Genomic DNA, 26,940 nt, shown 5'->3' on the forward strand with positions numbered 1-26,940 from the left:
GTGCCCCGAGAGCATCTCACGCCCCTGACCGGAACCCCGTGGCACGTCTGGCGTTCCGCGCTGCTGCGCTCGGCCGGCTTCCCGGCCGCCGGGATGCGCCGGTTCGCCGCGCCCGCGCTCGCCGCCGTCGCCGACGCCCACCTCGCCGGGGCCTGCGACGAGGCCACGTTCGACGCCGCGTTCGACGACGCCGCCGCCGAGCTGGGCCGGGCGGTCCACGACGTCGCCGGGGACGACGCGTTCCGCACGGCGCTCACCTGGCAGAACCCGGCGGTGCTGGTGGCCGTCGACGCGATCCGGCGGGACGGCCCGCACGCCCCGCGCAACCTGCGCCGGCGCCACCGGGAGGAGGTGGTGGCGAAGTACTGGCAGCGCTACTGCCTCAAGAACGACACGGTCGGCTTCTTCGGCCCGATCTGCTGGACCGAGCTGGGCGGACCCGGTCCGGTCGTCACCGTCCGGCCGGGTCCGGCCCTGACCCGCGACCGCCGGGTCTTCCTGGAACGGTGGGGGCTGGACGCGCTCGGCGCGGCGTTCGCCCGCGCGGCCGGCGTCCGCGACTGGCTGCCGGTGCGGCTGTCGCCGGAGCTGACGCTGCGGGACCGGGTGCTGCGGCACCCGCACCGCGCGCCGCAGGCGCTGCCGGCGGGGACGGCCGCGCTGCTGGCGCTGGCCCGGCGGCGACCGCGGGTCGGGGACCTCGTCGCCGGGCTGCTCGCGGACCCGGCCAGCGGTTTCCGTCGCGCCGCCGACGTGCACGCGCAACTCGACGCGCTCGCCGGCAGCGGCGTGCTGCGGATCGGGTTCGACCTGCCGGTCGACCTCACCGCCGAGGACACGCTGCGCGACCAGCTCGCCGCGATCGGCGACGACGCGCTCCGCGCCCGGCTGCTCGGCGAGCTGGCCGACGTCGGCGCGCTGCGCGACGCGGTGGCCGCCGCCGCCGACCCCGACGCCCTGGCCGCGGCGATGTCCACGCTGGAGCGCCGGTTCGTCGAGCTGACCGGCCGGCCCGCGCGGCACCAGCCCGGCGAGGTGTACGCCGGGCGCACCCTGTGCCACCTGGAGACCGTACGCGACCTCGACATCCGCTTCGGCGACGCGCTGCTGCGCCGGCTCGCCCCGCTGGAGCCGCTGCTGCTGTCGGCGCGGTGGCTGACGGCGGCGATCGGCGACGCGTACGCCGACGCGCTGGCCGCCCTCCACCGCGACCTGTCGGCCGACGCGGGGAGCCCGGACGTGCCCCTGGCCGACCTGTGGTTCCACGCCCAGGCGGTGGTTTTCGGGGCGGACCCGCCCAGCGCCGCCGTCACCGCCGACTTCCTGGCCCGCTGGACGACCGTGCTCGGGCTGGCCGACGCCGACCCCGACGCCCGCGAGTTGCGCTTCGACGCCGCCGAGCTGACCGCGCGGGTCGCCGCCGCGTTCCCCGCCACCGCGCCCGGCTGGGCCGCCGCCCGGATCCACAGCCCGGACGTGCACCTGTGCGCCCCGGACGAGGCGGCGCTGCGACGCGGCGACGTCACCGTCGTGCTCGGCGAGCTGCACGTGGCCCTGGCCGCGTTCGACACGCACTTCTTCGCCCACGGCCACCCCGATCCGCAGCGGCTGCGCGACGCCATGCGCGCCGACCTGCCCGAGGGCCGGGTACGGCTGCTGGCCCCGGTGGACTGGCCCCGGCACACCGCCCGCATCGCGGAGTGGCTGCACGGGCCCGCCGACGCGCAGCTCGGCTTCACCGGCGCCCCCGGCGCCGACCCGGACCGCCTCGTGCCGATCACCGACCTCACGGTGCGGCCCGATGCCGACGGCGGCCTGCGGGCGTACGCCGGGGACGGCCGGCAGTGGCCGCTGCTGGAGGTGTTCGCGCCGCTCGTCGACCACCAGGTGTTCGACACGTGGAAGCTGGCCGGGAACGCCGGGCACACGCCCCGGGTCACCGTCGACGGTCTGGTGCTGGTGCGGGAGACGTGGCGCACCACGGTCGGCGCGACCGGGCTGCACACGGTGAAGGGCGAGCGGGCGCGCTACCTCGCGGTGCGGCGCTGGCGGCGCGCGCTCGGCCTGCCCGAGCAGGTCTTCGTCCGGGTCGACACCGAACTCAAGCCCACCTTCGTGGACCTGACCAGCGGCGTCTACGCCCGGCTGCTGTGCACGCTGCTGCGCGGCGCGCACGAGCGGGGCGGGGACCGGGTCGGGTTGACGGTCACCGAGCTGCTGCCCGGCCCCGGCGACGCCTGGCTGACCGACGCGGCCGGCCGGGCGTACGCCTCGGAGCTGCGGCTACAGATCGTCGACCCGGCGCCCGCGCGGTAGCCACCGCGTCGCGTCCGCCGGGGCGTCCGGGGCCTCGGTGTCGAAGTGGCGCAGCCGGCGCATGCCGTAGGCGCCCGCCGCCACCACGGCCAGCGCCAGGCCGGACACCACGAACGCGAACCCGAGCCCCCGGCCGGGGCCGGTGCCGATCAGCGCGCCGACGCTGCCGGCCAGGGCGCCGCCCGGGGCGAACATCGGTTCGAGCACGGACCCGCTCAGCGGCACCAGCACGGCGAAGCCCAGCGGCAACGTCGCCCAGGTCAGCGTCTGGATGATCGCCAGCACCCGGCCGTGGAACCGCTGCGGCACCTTCACCTGGATGAGCGACAGGTAGATGCCGTTGTGCAGGCCCAGACCGAGGCCCACGCCGAAACTGCCGAGCGCGATCAGCCACAGGTTCGGGCGTACGCCGCTGAGCACCAGGCTGATCGCGACCCCGAACGCGATGGCGATCAGCGCGGGCATCCGGCGTCGGGTCGGTCCACCCCAGACCGCGACCGCCAGCCCGCCCAGGACGGCGCCCAGCGCCTCGGCGAACGCCACGGTGCCGACCTGGCCCATGGTGCCGAACGCCAGCACCATCGGCGGCACCAGCAGCAGGCTGGCCAGGCAGAGGTTGTAGAGCGAGAAGAAGCCGAGCATGGCCCGGAAGCCCGGCTCCGCCCACGCCATCCGCGCCCCGCCGACCAGTTCGGCCAGGAACGGCTCCTTGCGGCGGCGGCCGAGCAGCCGGGGGAAGCGCACCACCGCGAGCACGCCGATCGCGACCGTGTAGCTCACCATGTCGATCACCAGCACCCCGGTCAGGCCGACGGCCGCGAGCAGGCCCGCCGCCAGCAGCGGCACCGCCAGCGAGCTGAGCCCCACGGCGAGCTGGGCGATGCCGTTGGCGTGGCCCAGGTAGCGCTTCGGCACGACCTGCGGGATCGCGGCCAGGTAGGTGATGCGTTGGAACACCGACGCCGCGCCGAGCACGCAGACCAGCGTGTAGACGGCGGCCAGCCCCAGCCGGTCGGTCCACAGCAGCGTGGCCAGCAGCGCCTCCGCCGTCACCGCGACCGCGCAGGCGGCGATCAGCACCCGACGCCTGTCGAACCGGTCCGCGACGGTGCCGGCGACCGGCAGCGCCAACAGCGCCGGCAGGTAGGCGATCACCCCGGACAGGCCGAACCACAGCATCGACCCGGTGCTCAGGTAGACCCAGACCGGCACCGCCCACTGGGTCAGCGCCGAGCCGGTGGCCGAGACGAGCTGGCTCACGGTGAGCGCCAGGAACCGGCGTACGCCGGGTTGCACCCCGGCCTCGACGGCGGCCGGGTCGGCGCTTGTCGCGGCGAGTTCCCAGCCGTCACCGGCGACCGGGGCGGGCGCGGTGCCCGGCGCGGACAGACCCGGGTGGGTGAGCACCTCGGCGAGCGCCCGGGCCCGCTGCTTGACGAAGTAGTGCCCGGCCTGGTCGAGCACCACCAGCGCGGTGGAACCGCCGAGGAAGCCCCACTCGCGGTAGCGCTCCTCGTAGTACTCGGTGAGCACGTCGTGGGTGCCCACGACGGAGATCACCGGCGCGGGGACCCGGACCGGCTCGGCGTCCAGCCAGGCGGTGAACCGCTCCTGCGCCTCGGCCGCCTCGCGCCGCACGTGGTGGACGAACCGGTCGACCTGTGCCGGGTCCAGGTCGGCCAGCTCGGCGCCGATCGACCGCAGGAACGTCTCGTAGCGCCGGTCCGCGCCCCGCGCGTCGACCCAGTCGACCAGCCGGCCGAGCATGTTGTCCGGCCGGGCGGTGGGGAACACGCCACCGGCGTAGATCGCCTCGATCGGCCGGCCCCGCTCGTGCAGCCGCCGGGCGATGCCGGTCAGCAGCGCGCCGCCGACGCAGTGGCCGTAGAGGACCAGCGGGCCGTCCACCCGGTCCTCGATCTCGGCCACGCACCGCTCGACCAGCTCGTCGAAGGGCAGCTCGGTGTCGTCGACCCCGACGTCGTGCCCGGGGACGGCCAGCGAGTAGAGCGTGTGCCCGGGCGGCAGTTCGTCGGCCAGCGGCTGGTAGATGCTGGCCAGCCCGCCGCCGTAGGGCACGCACACGTAGGACCGCACCCGTTGTGCCGCCGGCACCGGCCGGGTCAGCTCGTAGAGCAGCGGACGCCGGCGGTCGTCGGCCGGACCGTCGATCAGCGCGGCCAGCCCCGCCACGGTGGGGTGCTGGAACAGGTCCATCACGCCGACGTCGACCGGCCCGTACGCCGCGCGCAGCGTGGCCAGCATCCGGATCGCCAGCAGCGAGTGCCCGCCGAGGGCGAAGAAGTCGTCGTCGAGGCCGATGTCGGCGACCCCGAGCGCGTCCTGCCAGGCGGCGGCGACGGCCCGTTCGACAGGGGTGACCGGTGGGCGGTGCGCGGCGGTCCCGCCGCCGTCGGGCACCGGGTCGGGCAGCGCGGCGGTGTCCAGTTTCCCGTTGGCGGACAGGGGCAGCGCGTCCAGCGGCACGAACGCCGACGGCACCATGTAGTCCGGCAGCCGCCGCCGCAGCGCCTCCCGCAACGCCGCCGGGTCCACCGCCCCGGCGCCCGCCGCCGGTGTCACGTACGCGACCAGGCGCTGACCGGCGGGGGTGCCGCCGCGGACCGCGACGGCGGCGGCGCCGACGCCCGGCTGCTCGCGCAGCACGGCGGCGATCTCCCCCGGTTCGATCCGCAGCCCTCGCAGCTTCACCTGGTCGTCGAGGCGACCGAGGTACTCCAGCGTCCCGTCGGCCCGCCAGCGGGCCCGGTCGCCGGTGGCGTAGAGCCGCCCGCCGGCCGCGCCGAACGGGTCGGGGCGGAACGCGTCGGCGGTGAGCCCGGGCCGGCGCAGGTAGCCCCGGGCCACCTGCACCCCGCCGAGGTGGAGCTGCCCGGCCACCCCGACCGGCACCGGCCGCATGGCCCGGTCGAGCACGTGGGCGCGCACGTTGCGGATCGGCCCGCCGATCGGCACCCGGGTGACGGCGGCCAGCGCGGCGGGGGTGGCCGCCCAGGCGGTCACGTCGATCGCCGCCTCGGTGGGCCCGTAGAGGTTGTGCAGCGACGCCGCCGGGAGCGCGGCCACGGCCCGGCGGGCGAGGTCCAGCGGCAGTTCCTCGCCGCTGCACACGATCCGCCGCAGCGAGCCGCACCGGGCCAGGTCGGTGGCGTCGGCGGTGGCCAGGAACGCGTCCAGCATCGACGGCACGAAGTGGACGGTGGTGATCCGCTCGCGTTCGATCAGCTCCCGCAGGTACGCCGGGTCGCGGTGCCCGCCCGGCGCGGCCAGCACCAGCCGCGCGCCCACCACGAGCGGCCAGAACACCTCCCACACCGACACGTCGAACCCGATCGGCGTCTTGTGCAGCACCGCGTCGTCCGGCCCCAACGCGAAGGCGTCCTGCATCCAGTCGAGCCGGTTGACCACACCGGCGTGCGCGTTGACCACGCCCTTCGGCCGCCCGGTGGACCCGGAGGTGTAGATCACGTAGGCCGCGTTGTCCGGCCCGGCGGCCCGGCCCGGCACCGGTCCCGGCCGGTCCGGTCCGGTCAGCGGCACCGGCCGGTCCGGTCCGCCCACCGGCCCCGGCCGGTCCGGACCGGTCAACGGCAGCACCACGCCCGCCCCGGCGAGGCCGGTCGGCACCTCGTCGGCGAGCAGCACCTCCGCGCCGGCGTCGGTCAGCATGAACGCCAGCCGCTCCGGCGGATGGTCCGGGTCCAGCGGCAGGTACGCCGCGCCGGCCCGGTGGACGCCGAGCAGCCCGGCGACGAGACGGCTGGAGCGGGGCTCGTGGACGGCGACGACCGACTCCGGCCCCACCCCGTGGGCGGTCAGCCGCCGGGCCACCCGGTCGGCGGCGGCGGACAACTCGGCGTAGGTCAGCCGGGTGTCGCCGTCGACCAGCGCCACCGCGTCCGGCGTGCGCCGGACCTGGGCGTCGAACAACTCGGCCAGGGTGCTCCGGCGCACCGGGGCGGCGGTGTCGTTCCAGCCGGTCACCACCCGGTCCCGTTCGGCGTCCGACATGACCGGCAGCGCGCCCACCCGGGTCTGCGGCGACGCGACGGCGGCGGCGAGCAGCAGCAGGTAGCGGTCCGCGAACGCGGCCATGCCGGCCGGCTCGAACAGCGCGGTGTCGTACTCCAGCCGCAGCTCGTCGCCGGCGATCTCCAACGACAGGTCGTCCATCGCGCCGCCGAACGCCGCGCCGCGCCCGGTCGGCAGGTGGTGGAACGTCACCTGGTAGAGCGGCGGCAGACCGGGGTCGCGACGCACCGCCAGGTCCTCGACCAGCTTCTGGAACGGCATGTCCTGGTGGTCCCACGCGTCGAGCACCACCCGGCGGACCCGGCGCACAAGCGTCCGGAACGGCGGATCACCGGAGACGTCGACGCGCAGCACCAGCATGTTCATGAACATGCCGAGCAGCGGTTCCAGCTCGGCGCGGTCCCGGCCGGCCACCGGCATGCCGACCACGACGTCGTCGCTGCCCGACAGCCGGTGCAGCAACGCCACGAACGCGGCGAGCTGCACCATGAACGGGGTGGCGGCGGTCTGCCGGGACAGCTCGGGCAACGCCTCCGCCACGCCGTCGGGCAGGGCGCGGCGCACGTCGGCGCCGTGGAACGCGCGCGTCGACGGGCGCGGGCGGTCGGTGGTCAGCCCGTGCACGGCGGGCAGGCCGGCCAGCGTCTCCCGCCAGTACGCGCGCAGCTCGCCCCGGCGGGGGCCGTCGAGACGGTCGCGTTCCCAGGCCGCGTAGTCGGCGTACTGGACGGGCAGGTCGGGCAGGTCCGGCGCGCGGCCCGCCACCGCGGCGGCGCACAGTTCGGTCAGCTCCGCGCGCAGGTTGAGCAGCGACGTGCCGTCGAGGATCACGTGGTGGCCGGCGAAGAGCAGCCACCAGGTGTCCGCGTCGAGCCGCAGCAGCCGCGCCCGCCACAGCGGCAGGCCGTCCATCGGCAGGTCGAGGCGGGCGTACTCGGCGACGATCCCGACGCGGGCACGCTCCCGCTCCGGCGGCGGCAGTCCGGACAGGTCGGTCACCGGCAGCTCCACCGGCACGGTCGGGTGGATGTCCTGCCGGAGTTCGCCGTCCACCAGGCACAGCGTGGTGCGCAGCGCCTCGTGCCGTTCGGTGACCGTCCGCAGCGCGGCGAGCGCCTGCTCCGGGCCCGCCCCGGCCGGCAGGGTGACCGCGTCGGTCATCGTGAACAACGGCTGCCCCGGGCTGAGCTGGGCGGTGAACCAGACCCGCTCCTGGGCGTACGAGGCGGCGGCGCGGTAGACGCCGTCGAGCGCTGTGAGGTCCGGCGGCGACTCGGTCACGCCGGCCGCCCCGGCCGGCGCAGGCGCGGGATCGGTGCCTCCGCCGCCGTGGCCGGCGGGGTGGCGCGCAGCGCCTCGATCCGGGCGGCCATCGCGGCGACCGTCGGCGCGTCGAACAGCACCCGCATGGACAGCCGGGCGCCGACGGCCTGGCGGATGCGCAGCACCAGGTGCGCCGCCACCAACGAGGTGCCGCCGAGCCGGAAGAAGTCGTCGTACGGGCCGACCTCGGCGACGCCCAGGACGTCACGGAAGATCCCGGCGACGGTGGCGGTCAGGTCGCCGTCGACGGCGGTCGCGGTGGCGGTGGTCGCGGCGGTGACCGAGGCGAGCCGCCGCTCGTGGCCGGCGACCGCGGCCACGGTGTACGCGCCGATCGCCACCGAGCCGGCGCGGCCCCCGGCGAGGACCCGCCGCGCCGCCGCCGTCGCCGCCGCGGCGGGCAGCCCGTCGTGGTCGGGCACGCCGTCCTCCCGCCACGCGCCCCAGGCCAGCGCCACCACCCGGGTCGGCCAGCCGTGCGGGGCGCGGGCGTACGCGTCGAGGAACGCGTTGGCCGCCGTGTCGTCGACCCGGCCCAGGCCACCGGCGAGCGCGGTCACCGAGGCGCTGAGCGCCACGAAGTCCAGCGGCAGGTCACCGAAGACCTCGCGCAGCACCAGCGCGCCGGTGAGCTTCGGCCGCAGCTCCGCGGCGGCCTCCGCCAGCCGTGACCCGGCGGCCGGGCCGGTGTCCGGCCGCCGCGCGGCGTGGATGATGCCGTCGAGACCGCCGAGGTCGCGCAGCACCTCGGCGCGGACCGCCCGCATCGCGTCCGGGTCGGCCACGTCGGCGGTGAGGTGCCGCACCCGGGCGCCCGCCCGCTCCAGCGCCTCGATCCGGGCGGCCGGCGGCGCGGTGGCGCGACTCACCAGCACCAGCCGCGCGCCGGGCCGGGCCAGCTCGGCGGCGAACGCGCCGCCGACCTGGCCCGAGCCGCCCGTGATCAGATACCGCCCGCCGTCCCGGACGACCGGCCCGGAACCGGCCCGACCGCCGGCCGGCACCGCCGCGAACTCGCGGATCCAGCGACGCCCACCGAGCCGCAGCGCGACCGCCTCGGCCCGGTCGACGCCGAGCAGCTCGTCGGCCAGCGGGTCGACGGCGGGTTCGCCCGGGTCGGCGTCGATCCAGTGACCACGCAGCCGCGGGCGTTCCAGCGGCGCCGAACGCACCACCCCGGCGACCGTCGCGTGTTCCGGGCGCAGCAGGTCCGCGCCGGTCACGTCGGCCACCCCGGCGGTCACCACGTCCAGCTCCACGTCGGTGTCCGGCAGCGCCTCCAGCAGCGTCAGCAGTGCGAGGTAGCCGTGGTCCTGGGCCGCCGACACGGCCGCCACGTCGGAGCCGGCCGGGTCCCCGTCGAGCGGCCAGGCGTGCACGACCCGGCCGGCGCGCTCGTCGTCGGCGCACTCGTCGAGCAGCCGACGGTGGTCGGTGACGCTTGTCGGCCGTACCTGGTAGCCGTCCGGGCGGACCGCGAAGGCCGGCCCGGGGCGGACCACCGTGACGTCGACGCCGCGTTCCCGCAGCCGATCCGCCAGTGCCGTGCCCCGCCGGCCCGAGGCGAACAGCAGCAGCGCGGCCGGCACGTCGGCGGACGCCGCGGCGGGCAGCTCACGCCAGAGGGGAACCTCGACGACACCGTCGTCGTGGCGGCGGTCGGCGGCCGGCGCGGCGGGCGCCACGGCCGCCGGCGCCGGGTCGATCCAGTGCCGGGTCCGCTGGTACGGGTAGCCGGGCAGGGACAGCCGACGCGGCCGGCCGGGCGTGGGCAGGTGGACCGGCACCCCGGCGGTCCACAACCGGCCGGCCGCCTCGTGGGCGGTCTGCCGGTCGGTCAGCCGCTCCCCCGGCGCGGGCAGCGTGCGCAGCGGCGCGCGGGCCCCCGGCGGCAGGCTGAGCCGGGCCAGCCCGGCGAGCTGGCGGCCGGGGCCGCACTCCAGCAGCAGCCACCCGTCGGGCGGGCCGGTCGCCGCGAGGGCCGCCACCGTGGCCCCGAAGCGCACCGGCCGGCACAGTTGCTCCGCCCAGTACGCCGGGTCGGTGAGCTGCGCGTCGGTGAACGGCGCGGCGTTCGCCGCCGACCACACCGGCGCCGTCGGCGCCCGGCGCGGCACCGCCGCCACCAGCGCCGCGAACTCGTCGCGCACCGGCTCCAGCAGCGGCACGTGCATCGCGTACGGCGTGCGCAGCGGCGTGCAGCCGATGCCGCGTCCGCGCAGCGTGTCGGCGAACGCGGTCACCGGCTCCGGCGCGCCGGCCAGCACGCAGGTCTGCGGCCCGTTGCTGATCGCCACCGCGACCCCGGCCGGCAGCAGCGGCGTGATCTCGTCGGCGCCGCGCTGCACGGCGAGCATCCGGCCCTCCGGCGCGGCCCGGACGAGCCGGCCCCGGGCGGCGGCGAGGCGCACCGCGTCGGGCAGGTCGAAGACCCCGGCGACGGTGGCCGCCACCAGCTCGCCGATGGAGTGGCCGAGCACCGCGGCGGGCGTGACGCCCCAGTGCCGCCACAGCGTCGCCAGCGCGTACCCGACCGTGAACAGCGCGGGTTGCAGCACCTCCGGCTCGGCCAGTCGCTCGTCGGCCCCGGGTCCCGCGCCGACGAGCAGCTCGTGCGGGTCCCGGCCGAGGACCCGGGCGCACTCCTCGACGGCGGCGGCGAAGACCGGCTCGGTCGCGGCCAGGCCCGCGCCCATGCCCGGGTGCGCCGAGCTCTGGCCGGAGAAGAGCAGACCCACCCGGGGCGGGTGCGCCGCGTCCCCGTCGGCCCGGCGTCGCGGATCGGTCAGGGCAGCCGCCGCCCGGCTCCGGTCCACCGCGACCACCGCGGCCCGGTGCCGGTACGCCGGCCGTCCCTCCCGCAGCGTGTACGCCACGTCGCGCAGCTCCAGCTCCGGCCGGTCGGTGAGGTGGGCGGCCAGCCCGGCGCACGCCGCCGCCAGCGCGGCCGGGGTCGCGGCGGACACCTGGAGCAGCTCCCCGCCGCCGTCGTCCGGTTCGGTGGGGGCGAGCGGTGGGGCCTCCTGGAGCACCAGGTGCGCGTTGGTGCCGCCGAGGCCGAGCGAGCTGACTCCGGCCCGCAGCGGGCGCTGCTCCGCCGGCTCCCACTTGGTCAGCGTCGACACCACGTAGAACGGGCTCGCCGCGAAGTCGATCTCCGGGTGGGGCCGGTCGTGGTTGATGCTGGGCGGGATCAGCCGGTGCCGCATCGACAGCACGGTCTTGATCAGGCCGACCACGCCGCCGGCCGCGCTGAGGTGACCGATGTTGGCCTTGGTCGAGCCGACCCCGCACCAGCCCCGCTCGGCCGTGCGCCGCCCGTACGCCGCGCTCAACGCCGCGATCTCGATCGAGTCGCCCAGGACCGTGCCGGTGCCGTGCGCCTCCACGTAGCTGACCGAGCGCGGCGCGACGCCGGCCACCGCGAGGGCCTGCACGACGACCTCCACCTGGCCGGTGACGCTGGGCGCGGTGAAGCCGGCCTTGGTCGCGCCGTCGTTGTTGACCGCGTTGCCGATGATCAGCGCCCGGATGTCGTCCCCGTCGGCCCGCGCGTCGGACAGCCGCTTGAGCACGACGACACCGACGCCGCTGCCGTACACGGTGCCGTCGGCGTGCGCGTCGAACGGGCGGCAGTGCCCGTCGGCGGAGGTGTAGCCCTCGTCCGCGACGTACCCGACGGCGTGCGGCAGCTCCACGCAGACGCCGCCCGCGAGCGCCGTGTCGCACTCGCCGTTGCGCAGCGCCTCGCTGGCCAGGTGCACCGCGACCAGCGACGACGAGCAGGCGGTCTGCACGGTCATCGCCGGGCCGCGCAGACCGAGCCGGAACGACACGCTGCTGGCCAGGTAGTCCGGCTTGTTGCCCAACGACACCCGCAGCTCACCGGCGTCGGCCAGCGCGCGCGGGTTCCGCCGGACGTTGAGCCACTGGTAGAGGTCGGCGTTGCCGCCCGCGTACACGCCGATCTCGCCGTCGTAGCGGGCCGGGTCGCAGCCGGCGTCGGTCAGCGCGGCGTGCGCGTGCTCCAGGAACAGCCGCTGCTGCGGGTCGGCCAGCTCCGCGTCGCGCGGGCTCATCCCGAACAGGCCGGCGTCGAACTGGTCGACCTGGTCGAGCACGGCGGCCACCGGCACGTACGCCGGATCGTCGAGTTCGTCGGCGGCGACGCCCCGGGCCAGCAGTTCCGCGCGGCTGAACCGGGTGAACGACTCGGCGCCGTCGACCAGGTTGCGCCAGAACCGCTCCGCCGAGGCCGCGCCCGGCACGCGCAGGCTGAGCCCGACGATCGCGATCGGCTCCACTGTCTCGTTCGTCACGGCATGACCTCCGGCTCGGCGGCATCGCGGATGTGCAGGCGCAGCTCGCTGACGTAGTGGCGGCCCCGGCCGTCGGGCAGCCACGCCTGCGCCGGCGTGGGCAGCAACTCGGTCACCGTGACCGGCACGTCCGCGCCGCCCGCCCGTCGGGCCGCCCGCAGCATCAGGCAGAGCCGGTTGGCGTAGAGCGGGCTGGTCAGGTCGACGTACTCGGGTTTCAGCTCGGTGGCCACCCGGACGAAGACCCGCTCCGGCAGGCCCAGCGCGGCCCGCCACCGGCGTACCGCGAGGTAACGGCGCGCCGGGTCGACGGCGTCGGTCAGGCCGGTCGCCCCGACGGTGGTGCGCCACGTCTCCCGGGCCAGCACCAGCCGGTCCACGGTGACCCGGGGGCTGTGCGGGCGTTCGGTGATGAGTTTGAACGCGTCGCCGGCGTGCACCGCGATCAGGTCGGAGAACACCTCGACAAGCGGCCAGCGGGTGCCGTCGGGGCCGGTCGCCACCAGCACGCCGGCCACCTCGGAGACCACCGCGGCGTTGGCCGGCACCAGCCGTTCCCGGCCCGCGCCGGGGGCGTCGGCGAACGCGAGCCGGTGGTCGTCCGGCCCGAACAGGGACGCCGACAGCCGGCCGCCGACCCGGGGGAAGTCGACCGGGTAGACCGGACGCAGCCGCGCCGGGCCCAGGTCCGCCGCGTACGCCCGGCGCAGCCGCGCCAGGTCCGGATGGCAGTGGGTGAACAGCTCGGCGTTGAACGTCGCGTACGCGGCGTGCAGCTCGCCGAGCACCGCGACGACCTCGGCGTCGGGCGACTCCGCGACGAGTTGGAGGTCCGGGCTGTGGACCCGGCCCGCGCTCCAGCCGGGTCGGGTGGCCGGGAACTCCGCGGCGACCCGGGGCGCCAGCTCGGCCGCGTCGACCGTCAGCCGCGCGGTGCCGGCGGGCAGGTCGGCGAGCCGGAGCACCCGTTCCCAGCGGGCGGCGAACTCGCGCGCGACCCGGTCGGCGGGCCGGTCACCGGGACCGAACAGTGGCCCCTGGGCGACGAACCACAGGTCCCCGAGCCGGACCGGCCCGTCACCGCTCAGGTCGTCGTGGAGGTCACGCAGCGCGTCGCCGTACGCCGTGGCCAGCTCGGCGGTGAGCCAGCGCGCGGCCCGCAGCGGCAGGTCCAGTGCCGGGGCGAGGGCGTCGAGCAGGTCACGGCCGACGGTGAACTCGACGTCGCGGACGGTCTCCTCGTGGCACAGCGCCCGCCCGGCGTAGTTCTGCCCGGCCCGGCGGCGCGGCGACCGGCCGGTCAGTCCGGTGAACTCGGTGTCCAGGTCGGCCAGCGCGGCGGCCAGCGCGGCGGGGTCACCGGCGGCGTCGGCGACGCGGTCGCGGGCGGCGGCGAGCCGGTCCAGTCCGGCGCGGGCCGGCTCCCGGGCCCCCGGGTCGCCGACGGCGTCGATCCGGGCGCGCAGGCCCGCCTCCGCGGCGAAGCCCGGCGGCAGGTCGAAGTCCCAGCGCAGCAGCCCCCGCTCGGCCAGGTGGGTGAGGAGCAGGAACCCCTCCTCGGGTCGGCGCACGCCGGTCTGTTCGTCGCGGACCAGGTCGTCGACGATCTCCCGGGCGGGGCGGCGTCCGTCGCAGCGGGCCAGCGCGATCGACTCGGTAAGCGACACCGGGGCGGGACGCTGGGCGGGCCGGTGCACGACCCGCCCGTCCAGGTGGGCGTGCGGCGCCAGCCTGGGGGCCAGCCACGACCGCAGCAGCGGGTCCGCCACCAGCCGGTCGGCGTACGCGGACAGCGCCCAGTGTTCCAGGTGGACGACGCGCCGGCGGAGCAGGCCGGGGCCGGGCCGGGCGGTGACGGCAGCCGGACCCGGCGCCACGACGCCCCAGCACACCGGGCCGAAGAAGCCGATGGTCTCGCACTTGGCGACGTAGCGCTGCCAGTAGCCGGCGACGACGTTCTCCCGGCCCCGGCGGCGGACGTTGCGCGGCCCGTCCGGGCCGTCGCGGACCAGCCCGTCCAGCGCCACCAGCACGTCCGGGTTCTGCCAGGTGACGGCCTCGCGGAACAGCGGGTCGGCGGCGATCCCGCACACCGCCGCCGACGCCGCCCGGGTGGCGTCGGCGTACGCGGCGGGGAACGCGGCGTCGTCCACCTGGCCGGCGAGGTGCCGGTCGGCGGCGGCGGCGCACTCCGGGGCGGCGAAGCGGTCCAGGCCGTCGGCCGGGAACCCGGCGCTGCGCAGCAGCGCGTCCCGCCAGACCGACCAGCCGGTGTCGCCGAGGGGCACCAGGTGCGTCATTCCGGTTCACCCACTCCGGCCGGCCCGTCGGCGGCCCGGCGCAGCACCCGCTGGCGGCGCACCGCGCCCCGGCGGGCGGCCCGTTCCACCGCCGCGTCCTCGGCGCTGTCGCCGGGCGACCCGGCGGCCCGGCCGTTGTCCAGGTGCGCGGCGAGCGCGCGGACGGTCGGGTGGTGGAACAGGTCCACCACCCGCAGGTCGGTGCCGAGCAGCCGGTTGAGCTGCCGCTGCACCACGGCGACGGCCAGCGAGCCGCCGCCGACGTCGAAGAAGCTGTCCGTCGCGGCCACCTCGGGCACACCGAGCACGTCGCACCAGACCGAGGCGATCCGCCGTTCGGTGGCGGTGGCCGGGCGGGCGGCGGTCGCCCCCGGCCGGCTCGTGGCGCGGGTGACCGGCGCGGCCCGGGGCACCTCGCCCGGGCTCCCGGCGGGAACGGCCGTCCAGGCCGGCAACTCGGAGACCGGCCGCCCGGGATCGGCGGCCCCGGCGCGCAGCACCCGCTCCACCTCGCCCAGCACGGCCGCCATCAGGTCGCCGCCGTAGACGTCGGGGTTGAACACGATCTCCACCCGGAGCTGCCCGTCCCGGGTCACGCCGTACAGGGTGAGGTCGAACGGGGACCCGGGCGCGGCCACCGGCACCGGCTCGCTGGTCAGGCCGGCCAGCTCCAGTTTCGGCTCGTCGAACGTGTACATGTTGAACAGCACCTGCACCAGCGGGCTGCGGTCCAGCAGGCCGCCCAGGCCGAACCCGCCGACGACGCGTTCCACAGGCGCCTCCGGGTGGGCGAGCGCGGCGAGCAGCTCGGCCCAGGCGGCGCGGACGTGCGCGGCGAAGCCGACCTCCGGGAACGGACGCAGCCGCAGCGGCGCGATCTCGATGAAGAACCCGACCATCGGCGCGAAGTCGGCCGCGCGCCGGTCCACCGTCGGGGTGCCCACGAGCAGGTCGGGCAGGCCGGCGCGGCGGGCCAGGACCAGCGCGAACGCGGCCAGCACGGTGGCGGCCGGGGTCGCGCCGAGCCCGGCGGCGAGGTCGGTCAGGGCGGTGGTGGCGGCCCGGTCCAGCCGGGTGCCGACCGTCGCGCTGGCGTACGTCTGCTCGGCCGGCCGCTGCCGTCCCCCGGGCAGCTCCACCACCACCGGCGCGCCGTTCAGGTGCGCCAGCCACCAGTCCAGGTCGGACGCGCCGCGGCGCCGGGAGCGCTCCTCCCGCCACGCGACGTAGTCGCCGTAGGTGGCGGCCAGCGGCGGCAGCGGCGGCCCCTGCCCGAGCGCGGCGCGGTAGGCGGTGGCCAGGTCGGCGTGGAACAGCGACTGGGACCAGCCGTCGAACACGGCGTGGTGGGCGTAGACGGCCAGCACGTGCTCGTCGACGCCGGTCCGGATCAGCTCGGCCCGCCACAGCGCGTCGGTGGCCAGCGCGAACGGCCGCGCCGCGCCGGCCGCGAGGTGCGTGGCGAGGTCCGTGCCCGGCGGCAGGTCGCGTACCGGTAGCGGCACCGGCGCGGGCGGGTCGACCACGGCGTACGGCACGCCGTCGGTGTCGGGGATGCGCCACCGCAGGATCTGCTGGCGGTCCGCGACGGCGGTGAGCGCGGTGGCGAGGGCCGCGACGTCGAGTGCGCCGGTGAGCCGTTCGGCGAAGGCGACGTTGTAGGCGGACGCGGCGGCCGGGAAGTAGCGGTCGAGGAACCACAGCCGGCGCTGCGCCGGGGACAGCGCCGGCGGCCGGCCCCGGACGGTGGTGGCCGGGTCGGTCCCGGCGGCGGCGTCGACGCGGGCGGCGATGCCGCGCAGCGTCCGCCCGAGCAGCACGTCCTCGACCGCGACGTCCCGGCCCAGCCGCTCCCGCAGGTCGGCGACGAGCCGCATCGCGGCGATCGAGTGTCCACCGTGGTGGAAGAAGTCGGCGTCGCGGTCGACGGCCGGCGCGTCCAGCAGCGCCGACCACGCCCGCGCGACCAGGCGTTCGGTGTCGGTCGCCGGCGCCTCGCCGGTCGGTGCCGGCTCCGGCGCGGCGGCGGTGAGCGCGGCCAGCCGGTCGACGTCGATCTTGCCGTTGATGGTGACCGGCAGCGCGGGCATGGTGTGCATCCGCGCCGGCACGGCCGCCGCCGGCAGCAGCCGCGCGCAGTGGGCGCGCAGCTCGGCCACGTCCAGGCGGGTCGCCACGTACGCGACGAGTTCCGGCCCGCCGGGGCCGCCGCCCGCCTGGACGCTGGCCAGGTCGACGTCGGGGTGGCGGCGCAGCACCGCCTCCACCTCGCCCAACTCGATGCGCTGCCCGCGGATCTTGACCTGCCGGTCGGCCCGGCCGAGGAACTCCAGGTTCCCGTCCGGCAGCCGGCGGGCCAGGTCACCGGTGCGGTAGAGGCGCTGCCCGGGCCGGTCGGTGAACGGGTCCGGGACGAACCGCTCGGCGGTGCGCGCGGCGTCGAACAGGTAGCCCCGGCCGAGACCGGGCCCGCCGGCCAGCACCTCACCGATCTCGCCGGGGCCGACCTCGCGGAACCGGTCGTCGACGAGGTGGATGCGGTGGTTGGCGGCCGGCCGGCCGATCGGGATGGGCCGGGTCCACACGCCGCTGCCCTCGAACCAGGTCACCAGCACGGTCGCCTCGGTCGGGCCGTAGACGCTGACGAACCGCCGGCCGCCCTCGGTCCACCGGCCGACCTGCTCCGGGCCGGTCGCCTCCCCGCCGGTCATCACCAGCCGTACGCCGGGCAGCCGGGCCGGGTCCAGCAGCGGCAGGACCGGCGGCGGCAGCACCACCACGTCGACGTCCTGCTCGGCGCAGACGCGGTACAGCCGGGTCGGGTCGGCCCGCTCGGCGTCACCGGCCAGCACGACGGTGCCACCGGCGGCGAGCGGGGCGAGCAGGTCGGCCACCGACGCGTCGAACCCGATCGAGGCGAAGGCCAGGCAGCGGGTCGAGGGGCCGAAGCCGGAGAACTCCGCGATGCCGGTGACCGCCTCGGTCAGCGCCCGGTGCTCGATCACCGCGCCCTTGGGCCGTCCGGTCGACCCCGACGTGAACATCACGTACGCGGTGGTGGCCAGCGTGGCGGGCGTCGGCCGCCAGCGCGCCGTCGCGGTGGGCACGTCCCGCACGGCGTGGTCGGCGAAGACGCCGGGAGCGACGGCCGGCGCGCCCACCACGACGCGCAGGCGGGCCTCGGCGGCCAGCTCGCGCAGTCGCGGCGCCGGCAGCGCCGGGTCGAGCGGAACGTAGCCGGCGCCGGCCGCCTGCACGCCCAGCAGCGCCACCACCAGGTCCGGGCGGCGGTCCACGCAGACGCCCACGAGGTCGTCCGGGGCGATGCCGTCCGCGCGCAGCGACGCGGCGAGGGCGGCGGCGCGGCCGACCAGGTCGGCGTAGCTCAGCGTCCGGCCGCCCTGCGTCACGGCCGGCGCGTCGGGCCGCCGGGCGGCGTGTCCGGCGACCAGGTCGGGCAGGCACACCTCGGGATAGGGCAGGTGGGGGCCGGTCATCGCGCCGCCTCGATCCAGTGCCGGGTCCGCTGGAACGGGTAGCCGGGCAGCGGCACCCGCCGTCCCGGCGCCACCGGCGGGTCGTCACCGGCGCGCCAGGACCGGGTCGCGGCGTCGTCGGCCACCGGCTCGCCCCGGGCGAACGCGGTGAGCTGCGCGACCGCCTCCGGCACGTCGGCGCAGCCGACCGCGCCCCGGTGGGCCAGCCGCCGCCGGCCCACCGCCAGCGTGTACGCCACGTCCGCGACCGCGAGGTCGCCCTCGGCCAGCCGCCCGGCCAGTCGCCCCGCCAGCTCCCGCAACGCGGTCGGGCTGCCCGCCGACAGGCCGAGCACCACCCGGTCGCCGCCGGCGCCGCCCGGCCCGTCCCGGTCGCCCGCGGCGGGGGCCTGCTCCACCAGCACGTGCGCGTTGGTGCCGCCGAGGCCGAACGAGCTGACCCCGGCCCGCCGCGGCCCGTCCCACGACCGGGTCCGCGCGGTGACCTCGACGCCCGCCGCGGCCAGGTCGACGTCGCGGTGCGCGCCGGTGAAGCACGCCGTGCCCGGCACCTGCCCGGTCCGGACCGCGTACGCGGCCTTGATCAGCGAGATCACGCCGGCGGCGGCGTCCAGGTTGCCGACGTTGCCCTTCACCGAGCCGAGCAGCAGCGGGGCCCGGCTGCCCCGCCGGGCCCGGACCAGCGCCTCGACCTCGATCGCGTCACCGACCGGCGTGCCGGTGCCGTGGCCCTCCAGGTAGCCCACGTCGGCCGGGTCCCAGCCCACCGACGCCAACGCCTCCGCCAGCACCGCCGCCTGCCCGGCCACGCCCGGCACGGTGAAGCCGGGCCGGTCCGCGCCGTCGTTGTTCACCGCCCACCCGGCCAGGACGGCGTGCACGTGGTCGCCGTCGGCGCGCGCGTCGGCGAGCCGTTTGAGCACCACCGCGCCCGCGCCGTTGCCGAACACCTGCCCGGTGGCCGCCGCGTCGTAGGGGCGGCACACCCCGTCGGCGGCCAGCAGTCCGCCCGGCCGCAGGCGGTAGCCGGCCTGCCGGGTCGACACCACCGCCGCGCCACCGGCGACCACCACGTCGCAGCGGTAGTCCAGCAGGCTCTGCGCGGCCTGGCAGACCGCGACCAGCGACGTCGAGCAGGCGGTCCGGACCGCCACCGCCGGCCCGGTCAGGCCCAGCGCGAACGCGACGCGGGTCGGCAGGTAGTCGCCGTCGGCGCCGGTCAACGCGTCGTCCCAGTCCTCGGCCAGGTCCCCGGCGGCGGGCCGCAGGGCCGGGCTGCCCAGCAGGTGGTGACGCAGGTAGCGGTTGGGGCCGCAGCCGGCGAACACGCCGATCTGGGCCGGGTCGCGGTCGGGGTCGATGCCGGCGTCCTCCAGCGCGTGCCAGGCCACCTCCAGGAACAGCCGGTGCTGCGGGTCGAGCAGCGCCGCCGCCCCGGCCGGGTAGCCGAACAGGTCCGCGTCGAAACCCGCCAGGTCGTCGAGCCGGCCGAACACCGGCACCCAGTCGGGGTCGGTGGGCGCGCCGTCGGCGGCGGTCAGCCGGCGTACCGACACCGTGCCGGCCAGCAGGTTGCGCCACAGGGTGACCGCGTCGTCCGCGCCCGGCACCCGGCAGGCCAGCCCCACCACCGCGATCCGGTCGTCCTCACTCATGTGTCGCCCTCCCCCGGGCCGCCGCCCCGCGCGGCCCGGCGCCGCGCCATCCGGCGGCCGACCGCCGCCAGGCGACCGTCCTCCGGCACGCCGACCGCGCTTCCCGCCGCCAGGTGCGCGGCCAGCGACGCCACCGTCGGGAACTCCACCAGCCGGGCCAGCGGCACCCGCCGCCCGAGCTGTTCCTCCAGGTGCTTCTGCACCAGGGCGAGCTGGAGCGAGTGGCCGCCCGCGGCGAAGAAGTTCACCCGCCGGTCCACGGTGGGCAGTCCCAGCACCGCGCGCCAGCCCGCCGCGATGGTCTCCTCGACCGGCCCCGACGGCGGCCCACCGGTCGGGCCGTCGGCCTCCGCGTCCGGGTCGGGCAGGGCGGCCGGGTCGAGCTTGCCGGTCGGGCCGGTCGGCAGGTCCGCCACCGGCACCACGGCCCGGGGCACCATGAAGTCCGGCAGCACCGCCGCCAGCCGCTCCCGCAGCACCGCCGGCCGCAGGTCCGCCCCGCCGGCCGGCACGACGTACCCGATGATCTCCTGCTCGCCGGCGCCGGCCGCGCCACGCCGCGCCACCACGGCCGCCCGGCCCACCCCGGGCAGCCCGGCCAGGTGGGCCTCGACCTCACCCAGCTCCACCCGGTAACCGCGGATCTTCACCATCCGGTCGCTGCGGCTGAGGAAGACCAGCGTCCCGTCGGGCAGCCGCCGGGCGACGTCCCCGGTCCGGTACGCCCGCACCCCGTCGTGCGCGGTGAACCGGGCCGCTGTCAGCTCCGCCAGCCCCAGGTAACCGAGCGCGACGTGCGGGGTGCGCACGACGACCTCGCCGGTCCGGCAGGTGGGGCGCCCGGCCGGGTCGGTCAGCACCACCTCGACGCCCGGCAGCGGGTGCCCGATCGGCACCACGGCCCGCTCCGGTCGGGCGTCGGGCGGCAGGTGGTGCTGCGTGGCGAAGCTGATCTCGGTGGTGCCGTACCCGTTGACGAACACCACACCCGGTGCGAACGACCGCCGGGCCAGCGTCACGTCGTGCCGGGTGACCTCCTCGCCGCCGAGCAGGACCGCCCGGACCGACGGCAGCCGCCCGCCGTCGCCCAGGCTCGCCACCAGGTAGCGGTAGACGGTGGGGGTGGAGTGGTAGACCGTGACGCCCCGGTCGGCGAGCGCGCCGGCCAGGTGACCGAGGCCGTGCGCCCGCACGTCGACGGGGACGGCGGCGGCGCCGGACAGCAGCGCGGCGAACGTGTCGGTGACCGCCATGTCGTAGCCGAACGAGGTGAGCACGCTGGTGCGGTCGTCCGGCCGGACGGCGAAGTTGCGCACGTGGTTACGGATGCCGAACAGCACGTTGCGGTGGCTCTGCACCACCCCCTTCGGCCGCCCGGTCGACCCGGAGGTGTAGAGCACGTACGCCGGGTCGTCCGGCCGCGCCGGGCCGGGCGGCACCGGCGGGCCGGACCCGGGAACGCCCGGTCGCAGCGGCACCACGGGCAGCGCCGGCAGCCCGGCGTCGGCGGCCAGCGTGGCGGCGAGCCGCGCGTGTGCGGAGTCGGTGACGACGGCCCGTACCCCGGCGTCGCGCATCATGCCGGCCAGCCGGACGGTCGGGAACACGGGGTCCAGCGGCACGTACGCCGACCCGGACGCCAGCGCCGCGAGGATCCCGGTGATCGTGGCGACCCCGTGGCGGCACAGCACCGCCACCGGCGCGGGCGGCGTCGCGGGGTGGCCCGGCCCGGCCAGCGCCGCCGCGGTCGCGGTCACCGCCGCGCCGAGGTCGCGGTAGGTCACCGTCGCGTCGTCGGCCAGCACCGCCACCCGGTCCGGGTGCGCGGCGACCACCGCGGCGAACGCGGCGGGGATCGTCTCCCCGCGTACGGCGTCGGCCTCGGTGCCGTCGCCGCCGTGCAGCCGGCCCAGGTCGGGTGCCGGACGCCGCTCGTAGCGGGCCACGCGCAGCACGTCGGCCGACGACGCGTCCGGGTCGAGCGCGGACAGCACGTCGGTCAGGTCGGCGCGCAGGTCGTCGGCGTAGTCGTCGGGCAGGCCGGTCAGCGTGCCGGCACGCAGGTCGGGGTCGATCCGGACGACCGCGTCGGGGGTGACGCCGGGCGGCGCCGGGCGCAGCGCGCGCCACAGCCGGCGGATCGGGGCGTCGACGGTCAGGTCCAGCGTCACCGGCTCGTCGCCGTGGCCCAGCGTCACCACCTGGACGCCGGTGTACCGGCGGACCAGCAGCGCGGTCGCGGTGAGGACCACCGTGGCCGGCTCGACCCCGGCGGTCCGGGCCCGCGCGACGAGCCGCTCGGCCGGCCCGGCGGGCAGGCCGAGCGGGTGGGCGGCCGGCGTCTGGCTCACCGCCGGCCCACGACGGCCGCCGCGACGTCGGCGACGGTGGACACCTCGGCGTCCGCGTCGGCGACCGTGAAGTCGTCGGCGTAGCTGCCGGTGCCGTGCACCACGATGTCGTGTCCGGCCGGCACCAGGCCCCGGTCGACGGCGTTGCAGACGCCGGTCAGCGCCATCACGATGGACCACTCCCGCAGCCGTCCGGGCTCGGCCGGCAGCACGAGCCCGGCGTCGGCCAGCCGTGCCCGGGCCGCCGGGTAGCGCGTGACGCACTCGCGCCGCGACACCACGATGCCGTCGCCGCCGTGCCGGTCGATCAGCGCGTTCATCGCCGGGGAGGTCACCGGGCGGTGGGTGTAGAAGGTCGGGTCGAGCACCTCGGCCGGGTCGTCGGTGACGGCCGGGAAGCGTGGGTCCTTGTCCTGCGTCCAGGCGTCCAGGCTCTCGTCGCGGGTCCAGGTCGGGACGTTGTCCCGCGCGAACGAGCCGTGGCGCAGGCTGAGCACCATGTCGGGCGTGCCGAGGTGCTGCACGAGCAGGAAACCGGGACGGTCGTCCGGGTCGGCCCGGCCGGCCGCCTCCAGCACGTCGCGGCCGAGGTTGTAGCCGAGCAGACCGAACGCGCTGGAGACGGCGTGGGCGTGCCAGCGGGCACCGGCCCCGCCGGTCGGGGCGACCTCGGCCTCGAACGCGGCCCGGGCCGCGTCGGCCACCAGGTAGTTCTTCAGGTCCAGCGTGTACCAGAGCGTGACGCCGTGCTCGTCGTGCAGCCGGGCGGCGTACGCGTCGACGAACGCGCGGCCGAGCGCCTTCACACCCTCCGGGTCGTCGCCGGTGTAGCGCAGCAGCGGGTTGAGCCGGCGGGCGACCGGGTCGGCGGCGAGCGCGTCGTGGCGGAACTTGTGCCGGGTCGCCCGCGGCGCGAGCACCACGATGGCGAGTTGCTCGGGCGTGACCAGCCCGGCCGCGTACGCGCGGGCCACCGCGTCGCGCAGCGCGACACCCTTGTTGGCGGAGGTCGGGGTGACGATGCGCAGCCGGGCGCCGGTACGCCGGATGTGTTCCACCGCGCGGGCGACGATCACCAGGGACGCGAACGTCTTGGTGGTCCGGGTGCCCGGGTTGCCGGTGAGGTCGAGCAGGTGGAGGCGGTGGCCGCCGTACTCACCGAGCGGGGCCCAGCGCACCGTGGCGGCGGCGTAGAAGTCGCGCACGGCCGGGGTCAGCTCGGGCAGGTCGAAGCCGGGCGCGAAGCCGGGCGTGCCGGCGGCGTCGCCGGGGACCGCGCCGCACCGCCGCACCGCCGAGGCGATGACGTCCTGGTAGTCGGTGATCAGGTTGCGGACGGTCGGGGCGGTCACGGACATCGGGCTTCCTCCCACACACTCCGGGCACGGGCCGGCGCCGGCGGCACCGTTCGCAGGTGGTCACGCAGGGCGGTGAACCGGGCGAAGACCTCCGGCAGCTCGCCGGCGTGCCAACCGCCGGCCAGGTCCGGCCGGTACGCCGCCAGCGCCGCCCGGGCCCGCTCCGGGTAGCGCACGTGGCCGTCGTCGACCTCGACGCCGTCCCGGCGCCCGGCGGCGGTGTTCCAGGCCGACGCGTGCGCCACGTCGACGCCGGCCGGCAGGCGCAGTTCGGCCCGGCCGTCGCGCAGCCGGACCGGATAGCCGCCCGGCAGGCCCAGCGGACCGGGCAGGTTCGCCACCACCTCGTCCACCCCGGCGGCCAGCGCCGCCACCACGGCGGCCCCGGCGTGCCCGGCCAGCGCGTTCAGCTCCGGGCGGGGCAGGGCGCGGTAGCCGGCGAGCAGCGTCGTGACGTCCGGGACCTCCCGGCCGTCCAGCCAGGCGCGCACCTCGGCGGTGTCGTCGGCGGCGGCCGGGTCGGGCGCCGCGAGATGGGCGTGGTGACCGAGCACGGCCAACCGCCGGGGCCCGGGGCCACCCAGCGCGGCGTCCAGGCAGGCGGCCAGCGTCGCCACGTTGCCGATGCCGCAGAGCACCGGCCGGCCCGCCGCGGCCAGCAGCGGGTTGACCGCGTCCGGGAAGGCGGCGTTCACCAGCGACGCGTCCGGCGCGCCGGCGGCCAGCGCGGCGGCCAGCCGGGACACCAGCTCGGCCTGCAACGCCAGCGTCACCCCGAACCCGGCGGCGGTGACCAGCTCCGTCCAGGCCGACGGCGCGTGCGTCCGCTCGTACGGCGACTGGGCCGACGCGGCGCAGACCAGCACGTCGGGCCGGAGCCGGGCCATCGACGCGGCGTCGGCGGCGTAGCCGGCCCCGGGGCCGGTGGTGGCCGGGGTGAACGGCCGGGCGGTGAACCCGACGGCGGCGCCGGTGACAGTGGCCCGTACCTGCGCGCCCCGGGCCAGCCGGTCCGCCGCGCCCGGGTCGCGGGCCAGCACGGTCACCCGGAGCCGGACGGGGGTGGGGATCGCGGCCAGGGAGTCGCAGAGCGCGCGGGCGAGCCGGCCGCCGCCCACCACGACGACGTGCCGGGACGCGTCACCGGGCGGCGCGGACATCGCGTCCCCCGTCGGTGACCCGGGTCAGCCAGTCGGCGAACGACCCGGCGCGCAGGCAGCCCGCCGGGCTGACCTCCAGGCCGGCCATCTCGCGCACCCGCACCGCCACCCGCAGCGCCGTCAGCGAATGCCCGCCGAGGGCGAGGAAGTTGTCGTCGTCGTGGACCGCGTCGACGCCGAGCGTGACCCGCCACGCCTCGCGCAGCCGGTCGGTGAGCACGCCGCCCGCTTCGGCGGCGAGGTCCGCCCGCGGTCGGGGTGGCGGCGGCAGCTCCCGCCGCGCCACCTTGCCGTTGGGCAGCCGGGGCAGGTGGTTGACGAGGACGATCTGGTCCGGGCGCATCGCCGCCGGCAGCGCCGACGCCAGGTAGCCCTGGAGCTGGGCGGTGGTCAGCATCTGGTCGGCGGGCTCGGCCCAGGGCGACCCGGCCGGCGGCTGCTCCCCCGACCGCACCGCGTAGAGGTAGCTGACGTCGGCGTCGGCGCCGACGTTCCAGTCGCCGATCTCGTGCACCGTGAACCCGGCCGCCGACAGCAGCTCCCGTGCCGGTGGCGCGGTGACGCTGCTGCGCTCGACCTCCAGGCACACCTGGCGGACGCGGGGCCAGTGCTCCGGGCGCACCCCGCGCAGCACGCTCAGCTCGGCGCCCTCCACGTTGACCTTCAGCAGGTCGACCCGGTCGAGCGCGAACCGGTCCAGCAGCTCGGACAGGGTCACCGTCGGCACGACGTGCGCCACCGGGGTCAGCCGGCGGCGCGCGTCCGCCAGCAGCGCGGCCCGTTCGGCGTCGTCGGCGGCGCCGCCGCCGTGCCGGTAGTGCGACCGGACCAGCTCCGACGCCGCCCCGGCCCGGTCGGCGCCGAGGCCGGACAGGTAGCTCAGCTCGGGAAACGAGATCAGCTCGGCGGTGCCGGCGACGTCGGTCACCGCCGCCTCGACGACGGACGCCGACGCGGCGTAGAGGCCGAGGTTGGCCCGCAGGTACGGCAACGTGTCCGGATTCGGTTCGACCGCGACCAGGCGTACGTCGCGGGCCTGCCGGGTCGCCCAGAGCGCGAACAGGCCGATGTTGGCGCCCACGTCGACGACGACCGCGCCGTCACCGAGGCGGACGCCGAACCGGGAGTATTCCGCGTGGTCGAAGATCTGCCGGTAGAGGAAGACCGCCTCGTCGGGTGAGGCGGCGGTCACCGCCATGCCGTTGGGCAGCCGGAACCGGGGCAGCCCACCGACCGTCGGGGCGCGTCTCGGCCGGGGCACGACGTAGCCGACCAGGCGCGGCCCGGCGTCGGCGTCGGGCGCGGTCACCACCACCGCGTCGTGCACCGCCGGATGCTCGCGCAGCACGGCCGCGACCTCGCCCGGTTCCACCCGCACGCCCCGGACCTTGACCTGGTCGTCGACCCGGCCCCGGAACTCCAGGAACCCCTGCGGCGCGACCCGCACCAGGTCGCCGGTGCGGTAGAGCCGGCCGCCCGGCCGCTCCGGGTCGGGCCGGAAGCGTTCCGCGGTGAGCGCGTCGTCGCCCAGATAGCCCAGGCCGACCGCCACCCCGCCGAGCCACAGCTCACCGGTGTCCCCGTCGGCGACCGGCCGGCCCTCCTCGTCGCGCACGTGGGCGACCACGCCGTCGACGAGCCGGCCGATCGGGGCGATGCTGCCCGCGTACGGCTCCGCGCAGTCCCAGTAGGACACGTTGATCGACGTCTCGCTCGGGCCGTACCCGTTGAACAGCCCGCACGGCAGCACCTCCCGCAGCCGCCGGACCAGCCGCATGTCCAGCGCCTCACCGCCGCACAGCACCCGCCGCAGCGTCCCGCAGCCGGCGAACTCCGGCTCGTCCAGCACGTGCCGCAGCATGGTCGGCACGAAGTGCGCGGTGGTGACCGCCTCCCGCCGGATCAGCCGGACCAGGCCGAGGCTGTCGAACGGCAGCCCCGGACCGGCGACGACCACGACGCCGCCCGCGACCAGCGGGGCGAAGATCTCGTGCACCGACGCGTCGAACCCGATCGACGCCTTGTGCAGCACCCGGTCCTCGGCGGTGAAGCCGAACCGGTCGTGGCCCCAGGCCAGTCGGTTGACCAGCCCGGCGTGGTGCAGCACCACCCCCTTCGGCCGGCCGGTGGAACCCGAGGTGAACAACACCAGCGCGGCCTGTTCCGCGGGCGGCGCCCAGCCCGCGCGGTCCGGCGGGTCGAGGCCCACCCCCACCTCGGCGGTACGCACGTCGCGCCAGAGGGTGCCCGCCGGTGCGGCCACCGTCGCGGGCCGGTCCGCGTGGAGCACGACGCGCGGGGCGGCCAGGGCGAGCATCTGCTCGGCCCGGCCGGAGGGCAGCTCGGGATCGACCGGGACCGCGACCGCGCCCGCCCCGAGCGTCCCCAGCAGCGCCGTCACGTAGTCGGCGGACCGGTGCAGGTGCAGGCCGACCCGGTCGCCCGGCCGGACGCCGGCCCGGCGCAGCAGCTCCGTCGTCGCCTCGGCCCGCTCCCACAGTCGCGCGTAGCTCAGCTCGCCGTCCGGGGCGACGACCGCGATCCGGTCGGCGTCCGGGCCGGTGGGCCGGTGCACCAGATCGGGCAGGTAGCGCGGATCGGACATGGT

At 77.3% G+C, this 26,940-nt stretch carries 10 protein-coding genes; 1 reads left to right on the top strand and 9 read right to left on the bottom strand.

Features of this window, described 5'->3' with window-relative positions:
- Window positions 1-2,316, top strand: a complete 2,316-nt coding sequence (locus OG767_RS21200; protein ID WP_405090168.1) for a lantibiotic dehydratase — start codon at window positions 1-3, stop codon at window positions 2,314-2,316.
- Here the strand turns inward: OG767_RS21200 and OG767_RS21205 are convergent.
- The 9 genes from OG767_RS21205 to OG767_RS21245 are packed head-to-tail and all read right to left on the bottom strand — an operon-like array spanning window position 2,284 to window position 26,937.
- A complete protein-coding gene (locus OG767_RS21205; RefSeq protein ID WP_405090169.1) occupies window positions 2,284-7,650 on the bottom strand; it encodes an amino acid adenylation domain-containing protein in 5,367 nt (1,788 codons plus the stop codon). The two genes, OG767_RS21200 and OG767_RS21205, sit on opposite strands and share 33 nt — an antisense overlap.
- Window positions 7,647-12,011, bottom strand: a complete 4,365-nt coding sequence (locus OG767_RS21210; RefSeq protein ID WP_405090170.1) for an SDR family NAD(P)-dependent oxidoreductase — start codon at window positions 12,009-12,011, stop codon at window positions 7,647-7,649. The genes OG767_RS21205 and OG767_RS21210 overlap by 4 nt, the downstream gene beginning before the upstream one ends.
- Entirely contained in the window at window positions 12,008-14,311 is a 2,304-nt protein-coding gene (locus OG767_RS21215; RefSeq protein ID WP_405090171.1) for a lantibiotic dehydratase, read from the bottom strand. Before OG767_RS21215 ends, OG767_RS21210 begins: the two co-directional genes overlap by 4 nt.
- Window positions 14,308-17,808, bottom strand: coding sequence for an amino acid adenylation domain-containing protein (locus tag OG767_RS21220; protein ID WP_405090172.1), 3,501 nt, complete (start codon window positions 17,806-17,808; stop codon window positions 14,308-14,310). The genes OG767_RS21215 and OG767_RS21220 overlap by 4 nt, the downstream gene beginning before the upstream one ends.
- Window positions 17,805-19,463 (bottom strand): beta-ketoacyl synthase N-terminal-like domain-containing protein, encoded by a 1,659-nt coding sequence (locus OG767_RS21225; RefSeq protein WP_405090173.1) that lies wholly within the window; start codon window positions 19,461-19,463, stop codon window positions 17,805-17,807. Before OG767_RS21225 ends, OG767_RS21220 begins: the two co-directional genes overlap by 4 nt.
- Complete coding sequence (locus OG767_RS21230) at window positions 19,460-21,814, bottom strand: non-ribosomal peptide synthetase (protein WP_405090174.1); 2,355 nt, start codon at window positions 21,812-21,814, stop codon at window positions 19,460-19,462. Before OG767_RS21230 ends, OG767_RS21225 begins: the two co-directional genes overlap by 4 nt.
- The gene (locus tag OG767_RS21235) at window positions 21,811-23,172 is read right to left on the bottom strand and encodes a DUF6002 family protein (RefSeq protein ID WP_405090175.1); all 1,362 of its coding nucleotides are present in this window, start codon (window positions 23,170-23,172) and stop codon (window positions 21,811-21,813) included. The genes OG767_RS21230 and OG767_RS21235 overlap by 4 nt, the downstream gene beginning before the upstream one ends.
- The gene (locus OG767_RS21240; protein ID WP_405090176.1) at window positions 23,163-24,332 is read right to left on the bottom strand and encodes a potassium transporter TrkA; all 1,170 of its coding nucleotides are present in this window, start codon (window positions 24,330-24,332) and stop codon (window positions 23,163-23,165) included. The genes OG767_RS21235 and OG767_RS21240 overlap by 10 nt, the downstream gene beginning before the upstream one ends.
- On the bottom strand, window positions 24,313-26,937 hold the full coding sequence (locus OG767_RS21245) for an amino acid adenylation domain-containing protein (RefSeq protein WP_405094267.1): 2,625 nt from the start codon (window positions 26,935-26,937) through the stop codon (window positions 24,313-24,315). The genes OG767_RS21240 and OG767_RS21245 overlap by 20 nt, the downstream gene beginning before the upstream one ends.
- Window positions 26,938-26,940 lie beyond the last annotated feature (3 nt).

Origin of the sequence: Micromonospora sp. NBC_01392 (genome assembly GCF_045040125.1) — a bacterium.
Taxonomy (GTDB): domain Bacteria; phylum Actinomycetota; class Actinomycetes; order Mycobacteriales; family Micromonosporaceae; genus Micromonospora.